27 protein-coding genes are annotated in these 26167 nt (G+C 70.5%); 16 read left to right on the forward strand and 11 right to left on the reverse strand.

The features are described from left to right. Positions 1-83 precede the first annotated feature (83 nt). Entirely contained in the window at positions 84-1613 is a 1530-nt protein-coding gene (locus Q1B24_RS15660; protein WP_299930687.1) for a Re/Si-specific NAD(P)(+) transhydrogenase subunit alpha, read from the forward strand. An 18-nt stretch (positions 1614-1631) separates the two neighbouring features. Further along, positions 1632-3101: a Re/Si-specific NAD(P)(+) transhydrogenase subunit beta gene (gene pntB / locus Q1B24_RS15665; RefSeq protein WP_299930691.1), complete on the forward strand. Its 1470-nt coding sequence runs from the start codon at positions 1632-1634 to the stop codon at positions 3099-3101. 13 nt (positions 3102-3114) lie between these two features. Here pntB and Q1B24_RS15670 read toward each other — a convergent pair whose 3' ends face one another. The 3 genes from Q1B24_RS15670 to Q1B24_RS15680 form a co-directional block, all read right to left on the reverse strand. After that, positions 3115-4035 (reverse strand): carbohydrate ABC transporter permease, encoded by a 921-nt coding sequence (locus Q1B24_RS15670; protein WP_299930694.1) that lies wholly within the window; start codon positions 4033-4035, stop codon positions 3115-3117. Next, the gene (locus Q1B24_RS15675; protein ID WP_299930697.1) at positions 4035-4982 is read right to left on the reverse strand and encodes a sugar ABC transporter permease; all 948 of its coding nucleotides are present in this window, start codon (positions 4980-4982) and stop codon (positions 4035-4037) included. The genes Q1B24_RS15670 and Q1B24_RS15675 overlap by 1 nt, the downstream gene beginning before the upstream one ends. A gap of 100 nt (positions 4983-5082) precedes the next feature. Continuing rightward, positions 5083-6390 (reverse strand): extracellular solute-binding protein, encoded by a 1308-nt coding sequence (locus Q1B24_RS15680; protein ID WP_299930700.1) that lies wholly within the window; start codon positions 6388-6390, stop codon positions 5083-5085. A 125-nt stretch (positions 6391-6515) separates the two neighbouring features. Here Q1B24_RS15680 and Q1B24_RS15685 point away from each other — a divergent pair, with 125 nt between their 5' ends. The 3 genes from Q1B24_RS15685 (at position 6516) to Q1B24_RS15695 (ending at position 8434) form a co-directional block, all read left to right on the forward strand. Next, the gene (locus Q1B24_RS15685) at positions 6516-7535 is read left to right on the forward strand and encodes a LacI family DNA-binding transcriptional regulator (RefSeq protein WP_299930703.1); all 1020 of its coding nucleotides are present in this window, start codon (positions 6516-6518) and stop codon (positions 7533-7535) included. Positions 7536-8139: 604 nt separating this feature from the next. Continuing rightward, a complete protein-coding gene (locus Q1B24_RS15690; RefSeq protein ID WP_299930706.1) occupies positions 8140-8322 on the forward strand; it encodes a hypothetical protein in 183 nt (60 codons plus the stop codon). Next, positions 8309-8434, forward strand: coding sequence for a hypothetical protein (locus tag Q1B24_RS15695; RefSeq protein ID WP_299930709.1), 126 nt, complete (start codon positions 8309-8311; stop codon positions 8432-8434). Before Q1B24_RS15690 ends, Q1B24_RS15695 begins: the two co-directional genes overlap by 14 nt. A gap of 158 nt (positions 8435-8592) precedes the next feature. On the opposite strand, the gene Q1B24_RS15700 is transcribed toward Q1B24_RS15695, so the two are convergent. Then, a complete protein-coding gene (locus Q1B24_RS15700; RefSeq protein WP_299930712.1) occupies positions 8593-8997 on the reverse strand; it encodes a hypothetical protein in 405 nt (134 codons plus the stop codon). Next, positions 8994-9470, reverse strand: coding sequence for a hypothetical protein (locus Q1B24_RS15705; RefSeq protein ID WP_299930715.1), 477 nt, complete (start codon positions 9468-9470; stop codon positions 8994-8996). Before Q1B24_RS15705 ends, Q1B24_RS15700 begins: the two co-directional genes overlap by 4 nt. Before the next feature lie 691 nt (positions 9471-10161). Between Q1B24_RS15705 and Q1B24_RS15710 the strand changes: the two genes are divergently transcribed. Then, positions 10162-11454 carry an HNH endonuclease signature motif containing protein gene (locus Q1B24_RS15710; RefSeq protein WP_299930717.1) on the forward strand — a complete coding sequence of 431 codons (1293 nt, stop codon included), beginning with the start codon at positions 10162-10164 and terminating at the stop codon, positions 11452-11454. A gap of 18 nt (positions 11455-11472) precedes the next feature. On the opposite strand, the gene Q1B24_RS15715 is transcribed toward Q1B24_RS15710, so the two are convergent. From Q1B24_RS15715 to Q1B24_RS15725, 3 genes are all read right to left on the reverse strand, one after another. Continuing rightward, the gene (locus Q1B24_RS15715; protein ID WP_299930720.1) at positions 11473-12207 is read right to left on the reverse strand and encodes a VIT family protein; all 735 of its coding nucleotides are present in this window, start codon (positions 12205-12207) and stop codon (positions 11473-11475) included. A gap of 66 nt (positions 12208-12273) precedes the next feature. After that, positions 12274-12831 (reverse strand): RNA 2',3'-cyclic phosphodiesterase, encoded by a 558-nt coding sequence (thpR, locus tag Q1B24_RS15720; RefSeq protein WP_299930845.1) that lies wholly within the window; start codon positions 12829-12831, stop codon positions 12274-12276. Positions 12832-12844: 13 nt separating this feature from the next. Beyond that, complete coding sequence (locus tag Q1B24_RS15725; protein WP_299930723.1) at positions 12845-13990, reverse strand: acyl-CoA dehydrogenase family protein; 1146 nt, start codon at positions 13988-13990, stop codon at positions 12845-12847. Between the two features lie 117 nt (positions 13991-14107). On the opposite strand from Q1B24_RS15725, the gene Q1B24_RS15730 reads away from it, so the two are divergent. Continuing rightward, positions 14108-15877, forward strand: a complete 1770-nt coding sequence (locus tag Q1B24_RS15730) for a HAMP domain-containing sensor histidine kinase (RefSeq protein WP_299930726.1) — start codon at positions 14108-14110, stop codon at positions 15875-15877. 118 nt (positions 15878-15995) lie between these two features. Next, positions 15996-17783: a GAF domain-containing sensor histidine kinase gene (locus tag Q1B24_RS15735; protein WP_299930730.1), complete on the forward strand. Its 1788-nt coding sequence runs from the start codon at positions 15996-15998 to the stop codon at positions 17781-17783. Positions 17784-17798: 15 nt separating this feature from the next. On the opposite strand, the gene Q1B24_RS15740 is transcribed toward Q1B24_RS15735, so the two are convergent. After that, complete coding sequence (locus Q1B24_RS15740; RefSeq protein WP_299930733.1) at positions 17799-18476, reverse strand: NAD-dependent deacylase; 678 nt, start codon at positions 18474-18476, stop codon at positions 17799-17801. Between the two features lie 90 nt (positions 18477-18566). Between Q1B24_RS15740 and Q1B24_RS15745 the strand changes: the two genes are divergently transcribed. From Q1B24_RS15745 to Q1B24_RS15770, 6 genes are all read left to right on the forward strand, one after another. Next, positions 18567-19370 (forward strand): N-formylglutamate amidohydrolase, encoded by an 804-nt coding sequence (locus tag Q1B24_RS15745; protein WP_299930736.1) that lies wholly within the window; start codon positions 18567-18569, stop codon positions 19368-19370. After that, positions 19367-20554, forward strand: a complete 1188-nt coding sequence (locus Q1B24_RS15750) for a tyrosine/phenylalanine carboxypeptidase domain-containing protein (protein WP_299930739.1) — start codon at positions 19367-19369, stop codon at positions 20552-20554. The genes Q1B24_RS15745 and Q1B24_RS15750 overlap by 4 nt, the downstream gene beginning before the upstream one ends. Next, on the forward strand, positions 20551-21591 hold the full coding sequence (locus Q1B24_RS15755) for a glutathione synthetase (RefSeq protein ID WP_299930746.1): 1041 nt from the start codon (positions 20551-20553) through the stop codon (positions 21589-21591). Before Q1B24_RS15750 ends, Q1B24_RS15755 begins: the two co-directional genes overlap by 4 nt. A 147-nt stretch (positions 21592-21738) precedes the next feature. Continuing rightward, positions 21739-22083: a hypothetical protein gene (locus Q1B24_RS15760; protein WP_299930749.1), complete on the forward strand. Its 345-nt coding sequence runs from the start codon at positions 21739-21741 to the stop codon at positions 22081-22083. A gap of 2 nt (positions 22084-22085) precedes the next feature. Next, entirely contained in the window at positions 22086-22310 is a 225-nt protein-coding gene (locus Q1B24_RS15765; RefSeq protein ID WP_299930847.1) for a hypothetical protein, read from the forward strand. 142 nt (positions 22311-22452) lie between these two features. Continuing rightward, positions 22453-22917 (forward strand): DUF5994 family protein, encoded by a 465-nt coding sequence (locus tag Q1B24_RS15770; protein WP_299930752.1) that lies wholly within the window; start codon positions 22453-22455, stop codon positions 22915-22917. 36 nt (positions 22918-22953) lie between these two features. Here the strand turns inward: Q1B24_RS15770 and Q1B24_RS15775 are convergent, their stop codons facing one another. Beyond that, on the reverse strand, positions 22954-23904 hold the full coding sequence (locus Q1B24_RS15775) for a 1,4-dihydroxy-2-naphthoyl-CoA synthase (RefSeq protein WP_299930755.1): 951 nt from the start codon (positions 23902-23904) through the stop codon (positions 22954-22956). Positions 23905-23964: 60 nt separating this feature from the next. Here Q1B24_RS15775 and Q1B24_RS15780 point away from each other — a divergent pair, with 60 nt between their 5' ends. Beyond that, positions 23965-24405, forward strand: coding sequence for a nitroreductase family deazaflavin-dependent oxidoreductase (locus Q1B24_RS15780; RefSeq protein ID WP_299930757.1), 441 nt, complete (start codon positions 23965-23967; stop codon positions 24403-24405). Position 24406: 1 nt separating this feature from the next. Here Q1B24_RS15780 and Q1B24_RS15785 read toward each other — a convergent pair whose 3' ends face one another. Next, positions 24407-24586, reverse strand: a complete 180-nt coding sequence (locus Q1B24_RS15785) for a hypothetical protein (protein ID WP_299930760.1) — start codon at positions 24584-24586, stop codon at positions 24407-24409. Positions 24587-24709: 123 nt separating this feature from the next. On the opposite strand from Q1B24_RS15785, the gene Q1B24_RS15790 reads away from it, so the two are divergent. Then, entirely contained in the window at positions 24710-26026 is a 1317-nt protein-coding gene (locus Q1B24_RS15790) for an MFS transporter (RefSeq protein WP_299930763.1), read from the forward strand. The last annotated feature ends 141 nt before the right edge of the window (positions 26027-26167 follow it).

The following is a 26167-nucleotide window of genomic DNA, read 5'->3' on the forward strand; positions in this document are numbered from 1 at the left end:
GTGGTCCACGCCACATGAGACGACGGTGTGGGCGCCGCCTTTTCGGTACGTTGTGCCCGGCCCGACCATTCCAGGAGGCAGCAGTGCGCATCGGCATCCCCCGTGAGTCCCGGCCCGGCGAGACGCTGGTGGCGGCGACGGCGAAGACGGCGTCCCAGCTCGCCGCGCTCGGGTACGACGTCGTGGTCGAGCAGGGCGCGGGCGCGGCGGCCGACCAGCCGGACACCGCCTTCACCGATGCCGGCATCGCGATCGGCACGGGGGAGGACGTCTGGTCGAGCGACGTCGTGGTGAAGATCAACGCGCCCGCCGACGGCGAGGTCGCCCGGTTGCGACCGGGTGCGACGGTGATCAGCCTGATGGCGCCGGCCCGCAGCCCCGAGCTGGTCGAGCGGCTCGCCGCCGCCGGCGTGACGGGGCTCGCGATGGACGCCGTGCCGCGGATCTCCCGCGCCCAGTCGATGGATGTGCTGTCGTCGATGGCCAACGTGGCCGGCTACCGCGCGGTGATCGAGGCCGCCCACGAGTTCGGCCGGCTGTTCACCGGTCAGGTCACCGCGGCCGGCAAGGTCCCGCCGGCCCGGGTCTTCGTGGTCGGCGCCGGCGTGGCCGGCCTGGCGGCCATCGGTGCGGCGGGTTCGCTGGGCGCGATCGTGCGCGCGTTCGACGTACGTCCCGAGGTGGCCGAGCAGGTCGAGTCGATGGGCGCGCAGTTCGTCACGGTCGACATGGAGCAGGAGGTCTCCTCCGACGGCTACGCCAAGGAGATGACGGCCGAGCAGGAGGCCGCGACCGCTGCGATGTACGACGAGGAGGCGCGCGCGGCGGACATCGTCATCACCACCGCGTTGATTCCCGGCCGGCCGGCCCCGCAGCTGATCACCGCCGAGACGGTCGCAGCGATGCGCCCCGGCTCGGTGATCGTGGACATGGCCGCGGCCAACGGCGGCAACGTCGCCGCCACGGTGACCGACGAGCGGGTGGTCACCGCCAACGGGGTGACGGTTCTGGGCTACACCGACCTGGCCGGGCGCCTGGCGGCGCAGACCAGCCAGCTCTACGGCACGAACGTGGTCAACCTCCTCACGCTGCTCACCCCCGAGAAGGACGGCGTACTCACCCTTGACATGGACGACGTCGTGCAGCGCGGCATCACGGTCACCCGTGACGGCGCGAGGATGTGGCCGCCGCCGCCCGTGCAGGTCTCGGCCGCCCCGGCCGCACCCCCGGCCGCCGAGCCGGAGCCGGCAGCGGAGGAGGCGCCGCCGGACCCGCGCCGCCGGGTGTACGCCGCCGGACTGGCCGCCGTGCTCTTCCTCGCGCTCGCGACCCTGGCCCCACCCAGCTTCCTGCCGAGCCTCACGGTCTTCGTCCTCGCCGTGGTGATCGGGTTCTACGTCATCGGCAACGTGCACCACGCGCTGCACACCCCGCTGATGAGCGTGACCAACGCGATCAGCGGGATCATCGTGGTCGGCGCGATCCTCCAGGCACCCGTCGACAACCTCGCGGTCCAGGTCATCGCCGGGGTGGCCATCCTGCTCGCCAGCATCAACGTCTTCGGTGGCTTCCTCGTCACCCGGCGGATGCTCAACATGTTCCAGAAGGGCTGAGCCCGCATGGAATCCACGATGGGATCGAACGTGGTCGAGTTCGTGTCAGGCGCCTACATCCTCGCGGCGCTCCTGTTCATCCTCGCGCTCGCCGGCCTGAGCAAGCACGAGACGGCCCGGCGCGGCAACGCCTTCGGGATGGCCGGCATGGCCCTGGCGCTGGTCGCGACGCTGCTGCTCGTCCTCGACTACCTCACCGACGACCTCATCGTCGACAAGACCCCGATCTGGGTCGGTCTCGCGATCATCCTCGTCATGGGGTCGATCGGCGCGCTGATCGGGATCCGGCTGGCCCGTCGGGTCGAGATGACCGGCATGCCCGAGCTGATCGCGATGATGCACAGCTTCGTCGGCCTGGCCGCGGTGCTGGTGGGCTACAACACCTACATCGAGGTCGCCTCGGCGCACGGCAGCGTGGGCCTGGAGTCCGACGCGGTCCACAACGCCGAGGTGTTCCTCGGCGTCTTCATCGGCGCCGTGACCTTCACCGGCTCGGTGGTGGCCAACCTCAAGCTGAGCGCGCGGATGAAGTCAGCCCCGCTCATGCTCCCCGGACGCCACCTGCTCAACCTGGCCATCCTCGTGTCCTCGGCCGTGCTGATGGTGTGGTTCATGCTCGCCGACGGCTGGGTCGGCATGGCGCCGCTGGCGATCATGACCGTCCTCGCGCTCGTGCTCGGCTTCCACCTCGTCGCCGCGATCGGCGGCGGCGACATGCCGGTCGTCGTGTCGATGCTCAACAGCTACTCCGGATGGGCCGCTGCCGCCGCGGGCTTCATGCTCGGCAACGACCTGCTGATCATCACCGGCGCCCTCGTCGGCTCCTCGGGTGCGATCCTCTCCTACATCATGTGCAGGGCGATGAACCGCTCCTTCGTGAGCGTCATCGCCGGCGGCTTCGGCTCCGACGGCGCGGTCTCCGGCGAGGCCCGCGACTACGGCGACCACCGCGAGATCCAGGCCGACGACGTGGCCGACCTCCTCGCCCACGCCTCCTCGGTGGTCATCACGCCCGGGTACGGCATGGCCGTCGCGCAGGCGCAGTACCCCGTCGCCGAGCTGACCAGGAAGCTGCGCGAGAAGGGCGTCGACGTCCGCTTCGGCATCCACCCCGTCGCGGGCCGCCTGCCCGGCCACATGAACGTGCTGCTCGCCGAGGCCAAGGTGCCGTACGACATCGTGCTCGAGATGGACGAGGTCAACGACGACTTCCCCGAGGTCGACGTCGTCCTCGTGATCGGCGCCAACGACACCGTCAACCCGGCCGCGATGGAGGAGCCCGGCTCCCCGATCGCCGGCATGCCCGTGCTCGAGGTCTGGAACGCCCGCGACGTCATCGTCTTCAAGCGCTCCATGGCCACCGGCTACGCCGGCGTGCAGAACCCGCTGTTCTTCAAGGACAACACCCAGATGCTCTTCGGCGACGCCAAGGACAAGGTCAACGAGATCGTCGCCGCCCTCTCGGTCGAGGAGCTCGCTCGCCGGTAGGTGACTCGGGTGCTCAGCCCTTCGTGCCGCCGGCGGTCAGTCCGGCCACCAGGTGGCGCTGGGCGAAGAAGAAGACCAGCGCGGCGGGGAGCGTGACGAGGACGGCACCGGCGGTGAGGAGCTCCCAGCGGGGGCTGAACTGCGGGACGAACTGCTGCAGGCCGGCGCCCAGCGTGTAGTTGCGGCTGCTCTGCATGAAGGCGATGGCGTACGCCACCTCCGCCCACGCGGTCAGGAACGTGTAGAACGCCGTCACGGCGATGCCGGGGCGAGCGAGCGGGAGGACGATGCGCCAGAAGGTGCCGAACGGGCCGAGGCCGTCGAGGGCAGCCGCCTCGTCGAGCTCGCGCGGGATGGTGTCGAAGTAGCCGCGGAGCATCCACGCGCAGAACGGCACCGCGACGGTGAGGTAGGCGATGATGAGGGACGCCTTGGTGTCGATCAGCCCCAGGTTCGCCATGATCGTGTAGATCGGCACGATGAGGATCGCCACCGGGAACATCTGGGTGAGCAGGAAGGTCCACATCAGGCCGCGCTTGCCGGGGAAGTTGAAGCGGCTCAGGGCGTAGCCGGCGGTGGCGGACATGGCGATGCCGAACACCATCGTGAAGGCCGCGACGATCACCGAGTTGAGGAACCAGTAGGGGAAGTCGGTGCTGGTCAGCAGGGTGCGGTAGTTCTCCAGGGTCGGACTGGCGAAGAGCTTGATCTCCGAGCGACGGATCTCGCTGGCCGGCTTGATCGAGCTCAGCATCACCCAGGCGATCGGGAACAGCGCGCAGAACGTCGCCACGACCAGCGTGCCGTGCAGGCCGACGCTCGCCAGGACCGAGCGCTCGCTGCGGCGACGCTCGCGGGGTGCGCGCGTGGTGGCGACGGACTCCACCGGGTCGGCCGCGACTGCGGCGGGCGGCATCGCGGACATGCCGGACATCAGAACACCTCTCCCTGCTTGGCGAGCATGCGCCGGTAGACGCTGGCGTAGACGACGAGGATCGACAGGATCAGCACGCCGTAGGTCGCGGCCAGCGAGTAGTCGCGGATGCCCTCGAAGGCCGCGCGGTAGGCACCGGTCACGAGGATCTCGGTCTCGCCGGCGGGCTGGCCGCGGGTCACGAAGTAGATGATCGGGAACATGTTGAAGGTCCAGATGGTGCCGAGCAGGATCACCGTCGAGCTGACCGGACGCAGTCCGGGGAGGGTGATGTTGACGAAGCGCTGCCACGACGAGGCCCCGTCGATCTCGGCCGCCTCGTAGAGGTCGCCGTTGATCGACTGCAGCCCGCCGAGCAGGGCCACCATCATGAACGGGACACCGAGCCAGACGTTGGCGACGATGGCGGTGAACAGCGAGGTCCAGCGTTGCTCGAACCAGGACACCGGATCGAGGCCGATCGCGCGCAGCGCGCCGTTGATGACCCCGAAGCGCTCGTCGAAGATGAAGCGCCAGGCGAAGGCCGCCACGAAAGCCGGCACCGCCCACGGCAGGATCAGGGCGACCCGGTAGAAGCCCCGGAACCGGAACTCACGGTTCAGCATCACCGCCAGTCCCAGGCCCAGCCCGAAGTGGAGGACCACGCAGGCGACCGTCCACACCAGGGTGTTGACGAACTGCAGCCAGAAGTCGCCCTGCGCCCCGGTGAGGATGTCGACGTAGTTGTCGAGACCCACGAACTGGGCGGCGTCGGGGTTGGGCTCGCAGGTCTCCGCGCCGCCGAGGACCTTCGTGCAGATCTCGTCGCGCTGGTTGGACTCGTTGAGGTTGGTGAACGACTGGGCCACGCCCCGCACGAGCGGGTAGAAGACGAGGACACCGAGCACGATCACCGTGGGGAGCACCATCGCCCACGCGTACCAGTGCTTGTCGAAGGTCTTGCGCATCCGTTGTCTCCGGGGGTCGAGAAGGTGTGCTGGATGGGGCTTCCCGCGGGGGGCCGGACCGGGACGTCACCCGGTCCGGCCCCCTGCGGTCAGCAGGGTGTCACTGGAGCGAGTAGTCCGGGACCACGTCGCTCTTGTAGGTCTCCGCGACCTTGTCCAACGCAGGCTGCACGGGCTTGCCCTGGATCATCACCTCGGTGGCCATCTCGTCGAGCGGGGCGAAGAACTGGCCGCCCTCGGCGATCCACGGCCGCGGCTGGGCGACCTCCATGGCGTCGGCCCACATGGCGACGCGCTCGTTGGTGACCATGTCGTAGGAGTCGGCGTTACCGGGCAGCAGGCCGAGCTCGTCGGCGATGAAGGCCTCGGACTCGGCCGAGCTCATGAAGCCGATGAACGCGGCTGCGGCCTCGGCCTTGGCGTCGTCCATGCCCGAGTAGACGACGTAGTTGTGGCCGCCCACCGGGGCGCCCTGGCCGGCACCGCCGGCAGGGACGGGCGCGACGCCGAGGTTGTCGATGCCCCCGAAGTTGGGGTCGTCGCTGATGCCGGCGACCTCCCAGGGACCGTTGATGATCATGGCGACCTTCTGCTCCTTGAACAGGGTCATCATCGTGCCGTAGGGGTCGTTGGCGGTCGGCTTGGCCGACGTGCCGTCCTTGACCATGTCCTGGGCGGTCTGGATGCCGGTGGCGGCCTCGGGGCTGTTGACCGTGATGGTCTCGCCGTCGACGTCGACGAGGTCGGCGCCCTCGCCGTACATGAAGGGCAGCAGGAAGTAGCCGGCGGAGTTGAGGTAGATGCCGTCGACCTTGGCCTTGCTCTTCAGGGCCTTCGCCGCCTCACGGACCTCGTCCCAGGTCGTCGGCGGGGCCTCGGGGTCCAGGCCGGCCTTCTCGAAGAGCTCCTTGTTGTACATCAGGCCCAGCGTGTCGGTGACCTGCGGGACGCCGTAGGTCTTGTCCTCGTAGACGTTGCTGGAGAGCGGCGTCTCGAGGAAGTTGTTCTCCAGGGCCGCGGTGCCGTCGAGGGCGTAGAGGTAGCCCAGCGACGCGAACTCCGGGGTCCAGGCGACCTCGGCGCGGAGGATGTCGGGCGCACCCGAGCCGGACTCCGCGGCGGTCTTGAACTTGTTCTGGGTCTGGTCGAAGGGGACCGTCTCGTGCTTGATCGTGACGTCCGGGTACTCCTCGTTGAACTTCGCGATCAGCTCGTCGTAGGCCGGGGCCTCGTTGGTGGGGTCGGAGGTGTCCCACCAGGTGAGCTCGGCGCTGAGGTCGGCAGAGCTGCTGTCGCCCTCGTTGTCGGTGTTGCTGTCCGAGTCCCCGCCGTCGCTTCCGCACGCTGCGAGCGTGAGGGCGAGGGCGGCGACGGCGATCCCGGCGGAGCCGGCCTTGAATCGGCGCATCGATGTCTCCCATGAAAAGCGCGCCCGGGGGAGGGCGCTGTGATGACGGTCACCAGAGATTAGCAAGAACATTCAGAATCTGAAAGACCTTGCAACGTAGTTGAAAGGCCTGCTTACATTCCCGCATGGCCACCCTGTCCCAGATCGCTGTCGAGGCAGGCGTGAGCGAGGCGACCGTGAGCCGCGTGCTCAACAGCAAGCCGGGCGTCAGCGAGGGCACCCGGCAGTCGGTGATCACCGCCCTCGACGTCCTCGGCTACGAGCGACCGACGCACCTGCGCCAGCGCTCCGCCGGCCTGGTGGGACTCGTGGTCCCCGAGCTGGAGAACCCGATCTTCCCCGCGTTCGCCCAGGTGATCGAGGACGCCCTCGCGCGTCGGCGATTCACCCCCGTGCTCTGCACCCAGTCGCCCGGCAGCCTGTCGGAGGACGAGTACGTCGAGTCGCTCCTCGACCACGGGGTCGCGGGCATCATCTTCGTCTCGGGCAAGCACGCTGACACCCGGGCAGACCACGAGCGCTACCAGATGCTGCTCGACCGAGGGCTCCCGGTGGTCTTCATCAACGGGTACGTCGACGGGGTCCCGGCGCCGTTCATCTCGGCCGACGACCGGGTGGCGATGGACATCGCCGTGGCCCACCTCGCCCATCTCGGGCACCGGCGCATCGGCCTGGCGATCGGCCCGGCGCGGTTCATGCCCTCGGCGCGCAAGCACGAGGGTTTCGTCGCCGCGCTCGGCACCCACCTGGGCCTGCCCGAGACCGAGGCACGCTCGTGGATCGCCGAGACGATCTTCTCCGTCGAGGGTGGAGCGGCCGCCACCGATGAGCTGCTCGAGCAGGGCGCCACGGCCATCGTGTGCGGCTCCGACATGATGGCGATCGGCGCCATCCGCGCCGCCCGCGCCGCCGGGCTCGAGGTGCCTCGCGACGTGTCAGTCGTCGGCTTCGACGACTCCCCGCTGGTGGCGTTCCTCGACCCGCCGCTCACCACCGTGCGGCAGCCGGTCGCGCAGATGGGCGGCACGGCCGTTGCCGCCCTGGCCGACGCCATCTCGGGCGACCCCGTCGCCTCGCGGGAGTACCTCTTCGCGCCCGAGCTGGTGCTGCGCGGGTCCACCGGACCGGCGGTCGACCGGGGCTGAGCACTTGGTATGGCTTCGGGCCACCGAGCGCTCGGGGGGAAGTCCGTTCCAGCCGTCGGTTGACGGCAACCTTCCTCGGGTTGGCCCTCTCCGTTCAGATTGGGCGAGGCGCTGCGAACCGCCCACTATGACGCACCCCGTGCGGCGTCTATGGACGCACAGGACGACGATGTACCAGACGGCGCCGCCGTGTCCCGTGTTGAGCGCAACGCATAGGTCAGGTGCCTGGAGCGATCGCGACTGGTGCGGACTCTCGAAGCAGTGTCAGTGCGTCTGCTCGGGACACTCGCCTCTCGTCGAGATACTCTCGGGTCCAGTCGGGACACTCGTCCTTCTTGCGGAGACACTCCTCCGCAAGAGCAGTGGTCTTGCTGCTGTGGCCGGGCCAAGTCCCGAGAGTCGCTGCATGCCTTCGTCGGTGGCGCATTCACCTGCCGCACGTAAGTGCTGTGTGGCTCTACGCCTTCGGTCGACCAGGTCCGGGACTGATGACCGAGCGCCAGCTATCGCTCTCCCCGGTACGGAGGCAGCGGTTGAGGTCGGTCAGTCTGCCGCCCGAGCACAGCTCGGGCGGGACGGTCCTCACGCTCACCGCCTACGTGCCGTGCGCGCCCCCGATGCGCAGCCGGTACTTCCGACCGAGGCGGACCACCTCGACGGCCGTGACCGCAGCGTCGAAAAGCCCGCCGCCCTCGTCACGCACCACGACGACGTCTCCCGCCGCCGCATCGCCGTGCGCAAGTGCAACCAGGAGCGGGAGGAAGCCAACGCCCATGAGGCCGGATGACGAGATGCTCTACAACGACGGCCTGTTCGCCGAGCCGAAGCTGGACTACGCCAAACGGGGCGACAAGGTCATGCTGCGCACCATCTGGGGCGAGGAGGCGTGCGTCGTGTAGGAGTTCGGCACGATCGACGGGTGGCCCGGCGGCACCGTCAAGGCCAAGTCGGGCGACAGGATCACGGTCCTGCGTTCCAGCATCACCGCCGCGAAATGACGAAACGCCCGTCCCCCCATAGGGAACGAGCGTTCCGTCCTGGTGGAGCTACTGCGTGATCACCTGTTCCGACTGCGGATCAAGGCCATGGCCCCGAGGCCGACGACGGTCACGTACGCGAGGCCGATCGCTGCCGACGCCAGGAACGCTGCCGGCACGAACCCACCGTCCATCCCAGCAGCGTCGACTGCCGCCCAGACCAAGACGATGACGCCCGCTGCGAGCATGACCTTCTGGGCCGTGCTGAGCCCCGAGTTGACGACCTGCTGTCGACCCGCCGATCGGAACACCCTTGCAGACGCCAGGACGAGCCCGACCATGCCGAGCATGAAGCCCGCGTAGACCAAGGCCGACCCGATCGTGCCGTCCCCGTTGAGCTGCGACAGCACGACCGCTGCCGCCACGAGGACGATCACCCCGACCGCCCAGCGCTCACGGGTGGTCCAGTCGGACCAGTCCCTCACACGCACTGCGCGTTCCCGACGTAGGGGAACCACGTCACCCGCAGTCGCCTGCCACTCGAGCAGATGCCACGGTTGCCGAGGTACACGAACGCCACCGCCGAGACGACCGCCGCGACCGCGCAGATGGCGGGACCACCGAGGCAGATGGCTGCAGTGATCGCTGCAGCACCGCCCGCGAGGATCGCCCGCTGGTCCGTCGTGTTGAAGTAGATGCAGTTTTGGAGGAACCCGCACCCGCCGAAGCTGATCTCGTCCGCGCCCACCTTGCCGGCCTTGGGCTCACCGAAGCGCTTGTCCCACGCCTTGTCCCCGGTCGTCACGGGTGGTTCGACGGTCTCGGCCGGTTGGACCTGCGGGGCCGGGGCGGGGGTGGAGCCGCTGTCGGCGGCTTGGGCTGGCGCAGCTGCCAGCATGGTGATGGCGAGAAGAAGGGCGCTGATCGTGGTGATCAGCGCCCGGAAGATGTGCTTCATGTGCGGTTTTCCTCCCGTTGTGGACCGAGCTCCGAGCCGGTCCTGACTGGAACGGTGTTGCTATTTCCACGGGATGTCAACGGAACGGTAACCAAAATGCGTAGTCCTACCGATAGGAGTTGTCGGTGGTCTAGCCCACAATCGTGGGAAATCAGGTGACGAGGTCCCGGTCATGGACCTGAGCGCCAGCACCCGAGTCCGGTCACGGAGTCTGCCCGGAGCCAGCGCGCAGAGCTTGCAGCGCTGTTGAACAACTTCGGTCCGGCGTGGTGCGTAGGCGGCTGCCGCCTTGCTACCTTCCGGCAGACGGCGTGAGCAGCGACGCGTCGAGCCAGAGTCGGATGACGGTCCATCCCGCCCCGGTCTCGTCGGGTGCGGCCACGACAACCAGTCCTGAGTATCCGCTGCCACCTGGGCCATCGAAGCATCCGAGTCCTTATTGACCCGGATCACGTCCTTGCGGAACTCCTTGGGGAAGGCCTTCGGCATGGTGGACATCCTTCTAGCGCCGACACATCGACGCAGATTCAGATGTCACCTATCCGGGCAGCAGTCCCATGCGTCACTTCGCCGCAATTGGCTGGGTGGGCGAGTTGCGAGGGACGTAAGTGTCCGGCTGGGCCGGCCTCCAGGAGCGACGACCGTCAGTGAGTTGCGCGTGCGCGACGACGTCGTCGAGAGGAGGCCGCACATGTCCCATCCGATCCTGGCTGCGGCCACGGCGATGGACGTCGTGCTGAAGGACGTGGCGGATGCCAACCCGCTCTTCATGTCGGCCGCTGAGAAGGCGGATGCGCTGCGCGAGTTGGCTCGCATCGAGTCCCGGGTGGCCGAGCTGCGGATGCGCGTGCTCGTCGACGCCGGTGACGTGGCGACCGAGGTCGGGGCGCGAGACGCGGCCGCGTGGTATGCCGACGCCACCTGCACGCGCTTCGAGGACGCGCGGGCCGACCTCCGGCTCGCGACCGCGCTCGACCAGCGGTGGAGCACCCTGGGGGCCGCCCTCCGCGAGGGCCGGGTCAACACCGCCCAGGCGCGGGTGGTCGTCCGATCGCTCGAGGACCTCCCTGACTCCGTGCCGGCCGAGCTGCTGGACCAGGCCGAGGCCCTGCTGATCGAGCACGCCCAGCGGCTCGGACCGAAGCAGCTGGCCCGGGTCGGGCGTCACGTCCTCGAGGTCGTGGCGCCGGAGGTGGTTGCGGAGGTCGAGGGCAAGCGCCTCGCCGCCCTCGAGGCGGAGGGTCGCCGCCGCACCCGACTGATGCTCCGGCGGCTCGGTGACGGCACCACGCGGGTCTCGGGCCGCCTGCCCGACGCGGTCGCCACCCGCTTCGCCACCTACCTCGAGGCCTACGCCAACCCCCGGCGCGACGGGGTCCCGACCCCACTCGGTGAGCCGGCCGCGCCCCTCCTCGACCCGGTGCCGCGGCTGCCGTACCCCCGCCGTCTCGGCGAGGCCTTCTGCCAGCTGCTCGAGAGCCTCGACCCGCAGCGCCTGCCCGTCCACGGAGGCGACGCGACGACCGTGGTGGTGACCATCTCGCTCGAGACGCTGAGGTCCGAGCTCGGCGCGGCCGACGTCCTCGGGGCGGGCACGGTGCCGGCCGATCCGCACGGTGACCCGTGCGCCGGCGAGCGGATCAGCGCAGAGGAGGCGCGACGACTCGCGTGCAACGGACGGATCCTCCCCGCCGTGCTGGGTGGCAGGTCCGAGATCCTCGATCTCGGGCGCGCCCAGCGACTGTTCAACGCCGCGCAGCGGCGGGCCCTCCTGCTGCGCGACAAGACCTGCCGTGCCGCGGGCTGCGACGTGCCGGGCACCTGGGCCGAGGCCCACCACTGGCTGCCGTGGCTGCTGGGCGGCCTGACCGACCTCGACAACGCCGTGCTGCTCTGCGCCCACCATCACCACCGGGCCCACGACGCCGACTACGTCGCTGAGCGTCTACCGAGCGGCGACGTGAAGTTCCACAGACGCAGATAGGGCGCCGAGGCAGAGGGACTATCCCAGCTGGGTGCCGGCGAGCATGCCGATCAGGTAGGTGACGCCCATCGCCAGCAGACCGCCGGACACGTTGCGCACCACGGCGGGCAGGCGCGGGCTGTAGCCGATGCGGGCGCTGGCGAAGCCGGTGAGCGCGAGCGCCGCGACGACGCTGAGGACGGTCACCAGCACCCGCACCGTGTCGGGCACGAACGCCACGATCAGCAGCGGGAGCAGGGCGCCGACCGTGAAGGCCAGCATCGAGGCCCATGCGGCGTGCCAGGGGTTGGTCAGGTTGTCCGGGTCGATGCCGAACTCGATGTCGGCGTGCGCGCGCAGGGCGTCTTGCTCGGTGAGCTCGCGGGCGACCTTCTCGGCCGTCTCCGGCGACAGTCCCTTGTCGACGTACATCGCGGCCAGCTCGCGCTCCTCGGTCTGCGGCATCTGCTGCAGCTCCTTGGACTCGAGCTGGAGGATCGACTTCTCGGAGTCGCGCTGGGTGCTGACCGAGACGTACTCGCCGGCGCCCATGCTCAGCGCGCCCGCAGTCAGCGCGGCGATGCCCGCGATCACGATCGCGCCGCTGTCGTCGGTGGCACCGGCCACGCCCATCACGACGCCGGCGGTCGAGACGATGCCGTCGTTGGCACCCAGCACGGCGGCGCGCAGCCAGTTGAGCCGCGTGCCGACGTGGTCGCCCAGCTCGTCGTGGAAGTGCTGGGGGTCCTCGTCGGTTCCGATCTCAAGGCTCACGCTCCGATCGTCGCTCGCGGCGGTACGTCCTGCAACGAAGGTGAGGCTCGCCTGCCCGCGCCGCGATCAGCCGATGGCGTACGTCGCGACGACCTCGTGGCGTGGACGGCGACGGGCGCCCTCGCCGAGGTACGACGCCACCAGCGCCACCTCGTCGAGCTCCCACTCCGGCCCTTCGTAGCCGTCGAGGAGCCGCACCCACGACGTGACGTTGTCGGGGCTCCCGAGCCGGGCCAGCGTCAGGTGCGCGCGGAAGCGCTGCCCGTCGACGCGTGCCCCGGCCTTCGACAGCGCGGCGCGGCACCCGGTCGCCAACCGGTCCAGCTCGGTGCGAGCGTCATCGTCGGTGGCGAGCCGGGCGAAGAGCACCCGGGCACGGTCGGGGTGGGGGAAGGCGCCGCCGCCGGTCAGTCGCAACCGCACCGGCCGCCGCTTGTGGGCCGCCCGCTCGAGCCGGTCGCCCAGGTCGTCGAGTGACCGGTCAGGGACGTCCTCGGCGAAGGCCAGCGTGAGGTGCCACTGGTCCGGCACGGTCCAGCGGTACGCCGCGGCGTCGCGGCGCACCGCCAGCAACTCGTCGAGGTGGGCGACGGCGTCCTCCGGGGGCACCGCCGCCACGAACATCCGCGTCACGGGTTCAAAGTCCCAGGTCGCGGCCGATCAGCATCTTCATGATCTCGTTGGACCCCGCCCAGATCTTGGTCACCCGGGCATCGCGCCAGGCGCGGGCGACGCGGTACTCGTTCATGTAGCCGTAGCCGCCGTGGACCTGCACGCAGTGGTCGAGGACGTCGTTCTGGACCTGCGAGGTCCACCACTTGGCCTTGGCCGCGTCGACGGGCGTCAGCTCCTTCTTGGTGTGGGCCACGACGCACTGGTCGACGAACGCCTGCGTGACGTCGACGCGGGTGACGAGGTCGGCGAGGAGGAACTGGGTGTTCTGGAAGGAGCCGATGGGCTGGCCGAACGCCTGCCGGTCCTTGGCGTACTGGACCGTCTCCTCGAGGATCTGCTTGGCGTGGGCGAGGTTGGTGATGGCCGAGCCGAGGCGCTCCTGGGGCAGGAACTGCATCATCGAGATGAAGCCGGTGTCGAGCGGGCCGACGAGGTCGTCGTTGCTGACGCGCACGTCCTCGAAGGACAGCTCGGCGGTGTCGGACTCGTCCTGGCCGACCTTGTCGAGCACCCGACCCACGCTGAAGCCCTCGAGCGTGGTGTCGACGGCGAACAGCGAGATCCCCTTGGCCTTCTTCTCGGGGCTGGTGCGGGCCGCGACGAGCACGAGGTCGGCCGAGCCGCCGTTGGTGATGAAGGTCTTGGAGCCGTTGATCACCCAGTCGTCGCCGTCGCGGACCGCGGTGGTCCTGAGGTTGGCGAGGTCGGAACCGCCACCGGGCTCGGTCATCCCGATGGCCGTGACGATCTCACCGGTGGCGGACCCGGGCAGCCAGCGCGCCCTCTGCTCGTCGTTGGTCAGGCGCACCAGGTAGGGCACGGTGATGTCGGCGTGGATCCCGACGCAGCTCGGCAGGGTCATGTTGACCTTGGCGAGCTCCTCGGTGAGGACCGCGTTGAACCGGTAGTCGCCGGCCTCGGAGCCGCCGTACTGCTCGGGAATCTCCAGGCCGAGGAAGCCCTGCTTCCCGGCGGCGAGCCAGAAGTCGCGATCGAGCCCGTGGCCGGCGGCGTACGTCTCGAGGTGCGGGGCGACCTCGCGGTCCAGGAACTGCTTGACCGAGGCGCGGAAGGCCTCGTGGTCCTCGTCGTAGATCTCACGCTTCATGCCGCTATGTTACCCGCGAGTCACCAAGCCGCGCCCATCAGCCGGAAGTGGGTCCGGGCAGGCCCGATTGGGCGTAACGTCACCGGCGGCGGCTCGGGACGGTGGGCGGGAGCAGTGATGGACGACGACGGGCTGTGGGTACGCCCGCGGGGACGCGCGTGGGGCAACGAGGCCCAGCGCGCGGTGCTGCACGCCATCGCGGAGGACGTCGCCAAGCGGACGCAGCACAAGGTGGTCGCCATCGAGGCGCTGCGGTCCGACGGCTACCTCGAGTTCGTCGCGATCGCCGGCGACGACGTCGCCCGCGACAAGATGCTCGGCCAGGCGTCGCCCCTGGCCCTCGACCACATCCACCAGCTCGGTGTGGAGATGGCGGGCTGGCGGCACATCCCGAGCGAGCGGCTGGACGACGAGACGCGCGCCTGGCTCGACGAGTACGGCCACCGGCCCGACGTACCCGCCTCGGGCCTGCCCAACGGGTGGGACCCCGACGACCAGATGGTGCGCCTGCTGCAGAACGAGGACGGCGAGCTCCGCGGGCTGCTCTACCTCGACGAGCCGCACTCCGGGCTCCGGCCGACGCCCGACAGCGTGGCCGCGGTCAACGCCGAGGCCGGCGTGCTCTTCGAGGCGGTCATCAGCATCGTCGAGCGGGAGCTCTACGGCGAGCAGGTCCGGATGGTCACCCAGGCGCGGCGCGCCATCGAGAGCGTGCGACCGGGGCTCGGCGTCCAGGACCTGCTGAGCGAGCTGGCCCGTGCGATGGTCGAGGCGATGGACGTCGCGACCGTCGACGTGATCGTCGCCGGGGCCGACGTCCCCGGGCTCGAGCACGACCGGCTCGACGTGGCGGAGCTGATGCGCGGGCAGTGGCAGCGCCGCGGGCACGTCGTCGTCGAGCGGCAGCGGACCTGGAGCATGAAGGAGGAGTCGATCGAGACCCCCCGGTCGCTCACGCGCCTGCTCGACACCCACGACCTGGGCTCGGGCCTGCTGGTGCCGATCGGCGCCGGCGACGAGTACCTCGGCACGCTGTCGATGGGCCGGGCGCCCGACGCGCCGCGGTGGAACGCCTCCGAGATCAACGCGGCCATGACCGTGGCAGCCGACCTTGCCCGGCTCCTCCTCGAGGCGCGGGTGAGGGAGCGCGAGCGGGCGCTCAATGCCGAGCTGCGCGATGTCAGCGACTACCGACGCGACATGGTCCTGACCCTCGCCCACGAGCTGCGCAACCCGGTCAGCGTCCTCTTCTCCCACCTCGAGCTCCTCGGTCTCGAGGTGCACTCCGAGGAGTCGCGCCACTCCATCGAGGCGCTCAACCGCTCGGCCCGGCGCATCGAGGACATGGTGGCGGACCTGATGACCCTCGCCTCGGTCAGTGACCCCGAACGGGGCGCCCAGACGGGCGAGGTCGACCTGTCGGCGATGGTCCGGGACACGAGCGAGTTCCTGGCCCCCACGGCCGCGCGCGCGGGGGTGTCGCTCGACGCGGTCGTGGCCGACCGGCTCGTCGTCACGGGCGAGGCGGCCGGGCTGGAGCGGATGGTGGCCAACCTGCTGTCCAACGGGATCAAGTACACGTCCGCGGGCGGACGGGTGTCGATGCAGGCTTCGGCCCGGTCGGTGGACGGGACCGACGGCGTGCTCATCACCTGCGCCGACACCGGCATCGGCATCGCGCCCGGTGAGGTCGACAAGGTCTTCACCCCCTTCTTCCGCTCCAGCAGCCCCGAGGCGCGCAAGCGTCCCGGCACCGGCCTCGGCCTGGCGATCATGGAGCGCGTCGTGACCGGCCACGACGGGACCATCGAGGTCGACTCGGTGCTCGGCGAGGGGACGACGTTCAGCGTGTGGCTGCCCGTCGCCGGCCCGCGCACGGCGCATTGACAGGACCTCGGCGGGGCACCGGCTGAGCCACGTCCCCGTCACAACCTGTGGAAAACGGTCCGGGCGTGTGGGTCACCCGCCTACGATCCGAGTGGCGGGTGGGGAGGGGCAGTGCGCCATGGAGCAGGGGCGAACGGGCGAGCGCAGGACACGCGACCTCAGCTGGGGTGACCAGCGGGCTCGCGCGCTCATGCACGCCCTGGCCCGCGACGCCGCCACGCGCGCCGGCTTCCGCATCTGTGCCATCGAGGTGGTCCGGCCCAAGGGCCTGCTCGAGTTCGTCGCGATCCACGACGACACGGCCAGCGCCCAGGAGCGCCTCGGCACCGCGTCTCGCCTCTCCGACATGCAGATCGTCTTCGCCGAGGGCGAGCAGCTGGGCCACTTCCTCTGGATCCCGGTCGAAAAGCTCTCCGAGGAGATCCGCGAGCGCATCGACGGCGTCGTCGTGGTCCCCGACATGCCGGTCACCGGCGCGCCCGGCGAGTGGCACCCGATGGACATGCTCGTCGCCCGGATCGCCGACGAGCGCGGCGACCTGCGCGCGCTGCTCTACCTCGACGTGCCGACCGACCTCGCCCGGCCCGACAAGGCCCGGATGCTCGAGATCAGCGACGAGCTCGAGACCGTCCTGCTCTCGATCGTCACGCTCGTCGAGCGCGAGGAGTATGCCGACCACATGCGGGTCATCCGGGCCACCCGCCGCCTGGCCCGGTCCAACCCGGCCCGCCACGACGTGGACCACCTCGTGCGCGAGGCCCGCTCGACCCTCCTCGGTGCCCTGTCGGTGGACGAGCTCGAGATCCGCGTCTTCATCGACGACGACGCCGGCACGCGCGACAGCCTGGGCCTGAGGATGGCGCCCGAGGTGCGGCGCGCGCTCGACGAGGCGGCCGCCCGTGCGTGGACGCACCAGCGCGTGATCATCATCGAGCCCGGTCACGTGTGGGGCGACCCCGAGCTCGCGACGTACGCCGACTGGTTCACCGCCGCGCTCGAAGCCGCAGGCTTCGAGGCCGTCGTGGTCGCGCCCGTCGGCGTCGACGACGAGGTGCTCGGCATGCTGATGTGCGCCCGCCGCACCGGGTCGCGGCGCTGGACCGACGGCGAGGGTGTCGCGGCGCTGGAGCTCGGCCACGACCTCGGACGCGCGATCGCCAACGCCCACGCCACGCAGCGCGAGCGCCGCCTCCTCGAGGAGCTGCGCGAGCTCGAGGTGGCCCGCCACTGGTTCCTGCGCGAGCTGACCCACGAGATCAACAACCCGATGACGGTGATCGCGGCCAACGCCGAGTTCCTGACCTCGAGCGAGCTCATCGCCGCCCCCGACCGGCGCCGCGCGCAGGCCGTGGTGCGCGCGAGCGAGAGGCTGGGCGACCTGCTGCAGGGGTTGTCGATGCTGTCCCAGGTCAGCGACCCGCAGCAACCGCCGGCCATGCAGCACGTCGACCTCGTCCGGGTGGCCGAGGAGACCATGACGGCCATGACGGCCGTGGCCGAGCGGGCGGGCATCACGCTCCACCTGGTCGGCGATGCGGGCGAGGCCGTCGTCCAGGGTGATCCGCGCGAGATCGCCAGCGCCGTGTCCAACCTCGTCGACAACGCCGTGAAGTACTCCGACGCCGGTCACGAGGTGTGGATCGGCGTGGAGAAGCGACCCGACGGCGGCCTGTCCTTCGTCTGCACCGACGAGGGCCTCGGGATCTCCGAGGCCGACCAGGCCAATCTCTTCGCCCCGCTCTTCCGCTCCACCAACGAGCAGGCGCTGCTGCGGCCGGGCACGGGCCTGGGCCTGGGCATCGTGCGGGAGATCATGCAGCGCCACGGCGGCCGCGTCGAGGTCGAGTCGACCCTCGGTCGCGGCACCCGCGTCCGGCTCCACTTCCGACCCCTGCACCGCGCGTAGTCGGCCGGAGGGCGGTCAGGCGAGCAGCTCGTCGACCCACTCCGGGACGAGGCGGGTGGCCGGCCCCCGGCGCGACTCGGCGAAGTCGGTGGCACCGGCGCTGGGCTCGAGGTTGAGCTCGAGGGTGGCGCCGCGGGCCCAGTGGACGAACGCCGCAGCGGGGTAGACGACGCCCGACGTGCCGATCGAGACGAACAGGTCGCACTCGTCGAGCGCCTGCTCGACGAGGTCCATGCCGTAGGGGATCTCGCCGAACCACACGACGTCCGGCCGCAGGCCGGACGCCCCGCACGCGGGGCAGGCGGGTCCGTCGGCCAGCGGGCCGTGCCAGTCGTGCCGCTCGTCGCAGCGGGTGCACCACGCCGAGCGCAACCGCCCGTGGATGTGGTGCACGCGCCGTGAACCGGCCTGCTCGTGGAGGTCGTCGACGTTCTGGGTGACGACCAGCAGGTCGTCGCCGAGCGCGTCCTCGAGGCGTACGAGGGCGTGGTGCGCGGCATTGGGCTCGACCTGCGACAGGGCCGCGCGCCGCGCGTCGTAGAACCGCTGGACCAGGCCCGGGTCGTCGGCGTACGCCTCCGGGGTGGCGACCTGCATGGGGTCGTGGCCCTCCCAGAGGCCACCCGAGTCGCGGAACGTGGTGAGGCCGCTCTCGGCGGAGATCCCGGCACCGGTGAGCACGACGATCCGCATGCCCCAGTCCTACCCCAGTCCAGCCAGCCGGCCACCCGTAGGGGTGCGCGGCGGTGGAGGTGGTGTGCCCACTCGGGTAGACAGGCCGCCATGACGGACTTGGGAGGGACGTCGGACGCGGTTGCGTTCGTCGGCGAATGGGACGGCCCGGTAGTGGCGACCGCGGTGCACGCCGGTCACGAGCTGCGACCCGAGATCGCCGAGGCGATGGTGCTCGACCGGGCGGAACGCTTCCGCGAGGAGGACCCGTTCACCGACCGGCTCGCCGCCGTGGTCCCCGACCACGTCGTGACGTCGCGCTCCCGCTTCGAGGCCGACCTCAACCGGCCCCGCCGCGAGGCGGTCTACCGCAAGCCCGACGACTGCTGGGGGCTCGAGGTGTGGCGCGACGGCGAGCTGTCCGACGAGCTCTTCGAGGGCAGCCTGGCGACGTACGACGCCTTCTACGACGCCCTCGCGCCGCGGCTCGACGCCCTGGCCGAGCGCGGCCCGTTCGTGCTGCTCGACGTGCACTCCTACAACCATCGGCGCGACGGCGCCGACGAGCCGCCGGCCCCGGCCTCGGAGAACCCCGAGGTCAACGTCGGCACCGGCAGCGTCGAGGACGACCTCTTCGGCCCGCTCGTGGAGCGGTTCGTGGGCGACCTGCGCGACGCCTCGCTGGGCTGCGGCCCGATCGACGCGCGCGAGAACGTCGCCTTCGAGGGTCGCAACCTCGCCTGGTGGGTCCACGACCGCTACCCGCGGGTGGGCTGCGTGCTGGCGCTGGAGTTCAAGAAGACCTTCATGGACGAGTGGACCGGCGAGCTCCACGCCGACCGGTTCCGGCGCTCCCAGATCGGTCTCGCCGCGGCGCTGCCCGGCCTGCACATCGAGCTCGAGAAGCTGCGGTGACGGACGGCCACCCAACGGGGCCGGGTGCGGAGCTGAGCACGTCCGACCTGGCCGTGGACCACCGCCTGTCCCTGCTCGCCCAGAGCTTCCGCTTCCTGCTCGACGTCACGCCCGTCGACGCCGACGACCTGCGCGACGACTTCCTGGAGGGCCGCGAGCCCGAGCCGCCGTTCACCTACCGCGAGCTGGAGACCGACCCCGCCGTCGTACGCGCCGAGCTCGACGACATCGACCTCGGGGCGGTCGAGGACCCCGTCCTCGGCCAGCTGCTGCGCGCCAAGCACCGCGAGATGGAGCTGCAGCTCGACATGCTCGAGGCGCGCGACACCGAGGACTTCCTGCCGCTGAGCGTGGAGCTGTACGGCGGGGTGTCGCCGTCGCTGCGCAAGCAGGCCGAGGCGCTGCTCGCCGGCATCACCCGCACCGAGCCCAGCGACGAGGCGCTCGATGCCGAGGCCTTCCTCGAGCTGGCCGAGGCCGAGATCGCGCGCTACCGCGACGAGGACCCCGACCTCGACATGCACGCCGAGATCCGCCCCGACGTCAACGGCGTCATGGTGTCCGGCGACGTGCTGCTCATCGGGCCGGAGACCAAGGTCCAGCGGGCCCGCGCCCAGGCGCTGCTCCACCACGAGGTCGGCACGCACCTCGTCACGCAGGCCAACGGCAGCCACCAGCCGATCAAGGTGCTCGGCGTCGGGCTCGCGGGCTACGACGAGACGCAGGAGGGGCTGGCGGTCCTCGCCGAGATCGCCTGCGGCGGGCTCACCGCCTTCCGCCTCCGTCAGCTCGCCAGCCGCGTCGTGACCGTCCACCGCCTCGTCGCCGGAGCGTCGTTCGCCGAGGCCCACGAGGCGCTCGTCGCCGACGACTTCCCCAGCGGGAGTGCGTGGACCACCGTGATGCGGGTCTACCGCTCCGGCGGGATGACCAAGGACGCGATCTACCTCCGTGGGCTCGTCGAGCTGCTCGAGCACCTCGGTGGCGGTGGCACGCTCGACCAGCTCTGGCTCGGCAAGTTCTCGCTGCGCGACCTGCCCCTGATCGGGGACCTCGAGTCGCGCGGGCTGCTGCGGCCGCCTCGCGTGCTGCCCCGATACCTGCACGACCCGTCCGCGCACGACAACCTCGCCCGCGCGGCCGGCACCGAAGACCTCAGCACCCTTCTGGAGGGACACGCATGAAGATCGGATTCGTCGTCAACGACATCGAGACGGAGAAGGCGGAGTACACCACCAACCGCCTCGCCCTGGCTGCGAAGGAGATGGGGCACGAGGCCTGGTACATGGGCATCGGCGACTTCGCCTACGAGCCCGACGGCTCGCTGAGCACCAAGGCCCGCGCGGGCCACGCCAAGTCGTACCGCTCCCTCGAGCGCCACCTGGCGGACGTCCAGAAGCCCGACGTCGAGCAGCTCATCGGCATGGACGAGTTCGACGTGGTCATGCTGCGCAACGACCCGGCCGACGACGCCGAGACCGACCCGTGGCGCAACAACGCCGGCGTCGCCTTCGGCCAGCTGATCTCCTCGAGCGGCGTGCTGGTCGTCAACGACCCCACCAGCCTGGCCAACGCGCTGTCGAAGGCCTACTTCCAGCACTTCCCGGAGATCGTCCGGCCGCGCACGCTCATCTCGCGCGACGAGGACATGATCGAGGAGTTCATCACCGACCTCGGCGGCAAGGCCGTCCTCAAGCCGCTGCAGGGCTCGGGCGGAGCGGGCGTGTTCCTCGTCGACCGCAAGGAGGCGCCCAACCTCAAGCAGATCATCGAGGCCATCTCGCGCGACGGCTACGTCGTCGCCCAGGAGTACCTCCCCGAGGCGGCCAAGGGCGACGTGCGGATGTTCGTCATGAACGGGCAGCCGCTGATGGTCGACGGCGAGTACGCCGCGTTCCGACGTACGCCGTCGACGAAGGACATCCGCTCCAACATGTCCGCCGGAGGCAAGGCCGAGAAGGTCAAGGTCACCGACGACATGCTGCAGATGGTCGAGGTCGTGCGGCCCAAGCTGGTCGCGGACGGGATGTTCCTCGTCGGCCTCGACATCGTGGGCGACAAGCTGATGGAGATCAACGTCTTCAGCCCCGGCGGCCTCGGCAGCGCGCACGCCCTCTACGAGGTGAACTTCGCGCCCGCGATCATCGCCGAGCTCGAGCGCAAGGTGAACATCCGCAGGCACTACCCCGAGATCGACAACACCAGCCTGGCGACCAGCTGACACCTGCCCCTCGGGGCCGCAGCCGCGACCACTGGGATGACATCCCTTCTCCCGGCGTCACGCGGCTTCTTCCGGGAGTACGGTGGGGAGTGACTGACCGGCGACGTCCCCCCACCGGAGGAGCGTCCAGGTCGAGAGGCAGGCGTCATGTCGCCGTCAATCGCGACGATCATGAGGTTCGTCGTCGAGACGGATCTGGCGAGCCACGCCGCGTGGTGGCTCGTCGACGACGAGAACCACGTGGTCGCCTGGGCGGGGCGCACCTTCGTCAGTCTTGCCTACGCCGACCAGGCTGCCCATGACTTCCGGGTGAACAGCGATGATCCCGACTACCGGGTCCGGACCGGGGCCGGTGGGGAGTGGCAGTGGGGCGCCTGGCGCCCCGAGGGCGTCCGAGTGGCAGTGTCCGGCGACTGGTTCCCCGACGCGGAGGCCGCGCGCGACGCGGCCCGTCGAGTGCGGCAGCTGGCCTGCACCGCGATCGGCCCGTGACCATGGCCGACATCGTGCTCCGGGTCCGGCTGGTCGGTGGGGGCAGCATGGACGTCACCTACGAAGACCCCGCGGCCGGGAGCGAGGCCGAGGTCATCGACCGCGTCGTCACCCTGCTGGCGGACGACGCGGGCGTCCTTCGTTGCCGGCACGGCGATCGGTTGCTGGTGCTGTACGCCCGGGGTGTCAGCGCGGTGGAGGTGGCGCCGCGAGGGGCGGTGCTGTGACACAAGAAGCAACCATGGGTCCCGCTGGGGACGAGGGCCGTGCCGGGCCGAACGGGAAGGTCGGCCCGGGGTACAGTGCCCGGCGAGGACCCACGCGATGGATGCCAGCTCGGCATCGATCGCTGGTCGAGAGGCGGACGCCATGACCGCGCCGCAGATCGTCTCCGCTCCCGAGAGCCGTCGCCCGCTGCGCCTGCGGCTGGGTCGCGCTCCCGGCCAGGACCAGCTGGACGGCGCGTGGTGGCCCTACAGCCGCGACCTCGAGTCCGAGATGTCGGACCTCGTACGGCAGTTCCCGCTGACCGACGGGCACATCAGTCGAGTGGTGTACTCGCGCCCGGACTGGGACACAGCTCCTCGCACCCTCACGGTCGAGCAGCGCGTGATCACGGTCGATGCGTGTCCCCGCGACGACACCCACGTGCTGAGCGTCGACCTCGGCGACGGTGGACGGCTGACCCTGCTCGTGGTGCCTCCGGACTTCACGCCGGGTCAGGGCGAGGAGGCACTGCTGGCCGGCAGCACAGCGGGCAACCGACACACGGCGGCCGAGCTCCTCCACGAGGTCACCGACCAGCACGACGCCGACCCCGCGGACCGCTGGTAGCGGGTCCAGGGGTGAAGGCCGCCGGCAGCCGGCAGATCAGTAGTACCAGGGGTACGGCGACCAGTCGGGCTCGCGCTTCTCGAGGAACTGGTCGCGTCCCTCCTGCGCCTCGTCGGTCATGTAGGCCAGGCGGGTCGTCTCGCCGGCGAAGAGCTGCTGGCCGACGAGGCCGTCGTCGAGGAGGTTGAAGGAGTACTTCAGCATCCGCTGCGCGGTCGGGGACTTGCCGTTGATCTTCCGCCCCCAGTCGAGGGCGACCTTCTCGAGGTCGGCGTGCTCGACGACCCGGTTGACCGCCCCCATGCGGTGCATCTCCTCGGCGTCGTACTCGTCGGCGAGGAAGAAGATCTCGCGGGCGAACTTCTGGCCGACCTGACGGGCGAGGTAGGCCGAGCCGTAGCCGCCGTCGAAGGAGCCGACGTCCGCGTCGGTCTGCTTGAAGCGGGCGTGCTCGCGGCTGGCGAGGGTGAGGTCGGCGACGACGTGGAGGCTGTGGCCGCCGCCGGCCGCCCAGCCGGGGACGACGCAGACGACGACCTTGGGCATGAAGCGGATCAGTCGCTGGCACTCGAGGATGTGGAGCCGGGCGAGCCTGGCCTTGTCGATCGCCGGACTCGAAGGGCTCAGGGGCTCGGCGCCGGCATCGGTGTGCCCGTCGGTCTCGTACTGGTAGCCGGCCCTGCCGCGGATGCGCTGGTCACCGCCGGTGCAGAAGGCCCACTTGCCGTTCTTCGCGCTCGGCCCGTTGCCGGTGAGGATGACGCAGCCGACGTCGGCCGTCGTACGCGCGTGCTCGAGGGTGCGCAGGAGCTCGTCGACCGTGTGCGGGCGGAACGCGTTGAGCACGTCGGGCCGGTCGAAGGCGATCCGCACGGTGCCGTGCTCGCGGGCGCGGTGGTAGGTCAGGTCGGTGAGGTCGTCGAAGCCGGGCACCACGTCCCAGTCCTCCGGGTCGAAGATCTCGCTGACGCCCTCGATCGCACTCATGGCGGGAGGCTATCCGTGCGGGTGAGGAAGATCGCTACCCAGCATGGTGTTGTGGGAGGCATGTCACTGACTGGAACGTACGTCCCGAGCAAGGCGGAGTGGGTCCGCAACCAGGTGGCCGAGTACGAGGCCAGCGACGGGGAGCGGGCCAACACGCTGCCCGACACGAGCTATCCGATCGTGGTCATCACCTCGGTGGGCGCGAAGTCTGGCAACCTCCGCAAGAACCCGGTGATGCGCGTCGAGCGCGACGGTGCCTACCTCGCCGTGGCCTCGAAGGGCGGCGCCCCGGAGAACCCGGAGTGGTACTACAACTTCGTCGCCCACCCCGAGGTCGAGCTGCAGGACGGGGCCGAGAAGCACGTCTACACCGCCCGGATCCTCGAGGGCGAGGAGCGCGCCGACTGGTGGGAGCACGCCGTCGCGACATGGTCGACGTACGCCTCCTACCAGGAGAAGACCGACCGGGAGATCCCGCTCTTCCTGCTCGAACGCGCCTGACTCAGGTCGCTGGCTGATCGGGCGCCGGGTCGGACTCGTCCACGAGCGCCTCCTCGTCGAGGTCCTCGTCGTGCACGACCGCCTCGGCGTCCGGGTCGAGGTGGGCCGGCGCCTCGGGCTCGAACGGCTCGCCCGCCTGCTCGAGCTCGTCGGGAGCGTCGGTCCCTGCTTGGTCCGTCATCACGACCTCCTGTCGTCGGGTTGAATCGAACGTACTCGCACACCAGCGCGCGTGAGAGCGCGGACGGCAGAGTCCCGCCACGGCACCCTTCCCGCAGCGACCTCACGGCCCCACAATGACGCGGTGACGACCACGCTGCCGACCCGGTCGCCGTTCGACGAGCCCGTCGACAACCCGCCGGCCCGCTGGGTCGGGGCGCTGGTCCTGCTCAACTTCGGCGTGATGGCCGGGTGGTTCGGCCCGATCCAGGTGCTGCTCGCGCAGCAGGCCGACCGGATCGCCGCCGCCGAGCCCGGGGGCATGAGCAAGGAGGCCCTGCTCGCGGTCGTCTTGTTCAGCGGCGCCGCGGTGTCGCTGTTCGCGAACCCGGTGTGGGGCGCCTTCAGCGACCGCACGCGCTCGCGCCTGGGGCGCCGGGTGCCGTGGGTGCTCGGCGGCGTGGTGCTCGGCGCCGCGTCGCTGCTGCTGCTGTCGGTCGCCGAGACCGCCGCCCTGATGGTCGTTGCCTGGAGCCTGGTCCAGCTCGCGCTCAACGCCGCGTGGGCCGGCGGCGTCGCGGCCGTGCCCGACCAGGTGCCTGTCGAGCGTCGCGGCCTCATCGGCGGGCTCGTCGCCATCGCGGGCACGGTCGGCGTGCTGATGGGTATCAAGATCGCGGAGGTGACCGGCTCGATCGCGCAGGGCTACCTGGCGATCGCGGTCGTGATGCTGCTGCTCTCGGTGCCCTACCTCCTCAGCTCGCGCGACCTCGCGCTGCCGCCCGACCACCCGCTCGAGCCGATGGACTGGCGTCGGCTGCTCCGCTCCTTCTGGGTCTCGCCGCGCGAGCACCCCGACTTCGCGTGGGCGTGGCTCACGCGGCTGCTGGTCAACCTGGGCAACTGGATCGCGCTCAACTACCTCTACTACTTCCTCACCGACGGCCTCGGGTTCGGCGACGACGACGCCACCGCCCGGCTCGGCACGCTCGTGCTGATCTACGGCGTGTGCACCGTCGCCACCACCGTCGTGGTCGGGCACTGGAGCGACCGCATCGGCCGGCGCAAGGTCTTCGTGATCTGGTCCGGGGTGCTCATCGGCGCCAGCTCGCTCGTCCTCGGCCTGTGGCAGGACTGGCGCGGAGCACTGCTCGCCGCCGTGGTGCTCGGCGCGGGGTTCGGCGTCTACCAGGCCGTCGACTTCGCGCTCATCACCCAGGTCCTCCCCGGTGCCCGCGACCGGGCCAAGGACCTCGGCGTCATCAACATCGCCTCCGCCCTGCCCCAGGTGCTCGCCCCGGCGATCGCCGGCCTCATCCTCGTCGTCGTACGCGAGCTCGGTGGCTCCGTCGCCACCCACGGCGAGGGCTGGTCCCTGGGCTACGGCGCCGTCTACCTCGTCGGCTTCGTGCTCTGCGTCCTCGGCTCCGTCTTCGTCACCCGGATCCGCTCGGTGCCCTGACCCCGCTCGGCGGTGCGCCACGCAGGTTTCCGGGCGGCGGAACCTGTCTCACCCACCGCTCGGGCAGGCGCGTCCGGCGGGCGGTGCGCCACGCAGTTTTTCGGGCGGCGGAACGTGTCTCACGCACCGCCCGAGTGGGCG

It is taken from the genome of uncultured Nocardioides sp., from assembly GCF_947488025.1.
Lineage (GTDB): Bacteria > Actinomycetota > Actinomycetes > Propionibacteriales > Nocardioidaceae > Nocardioides.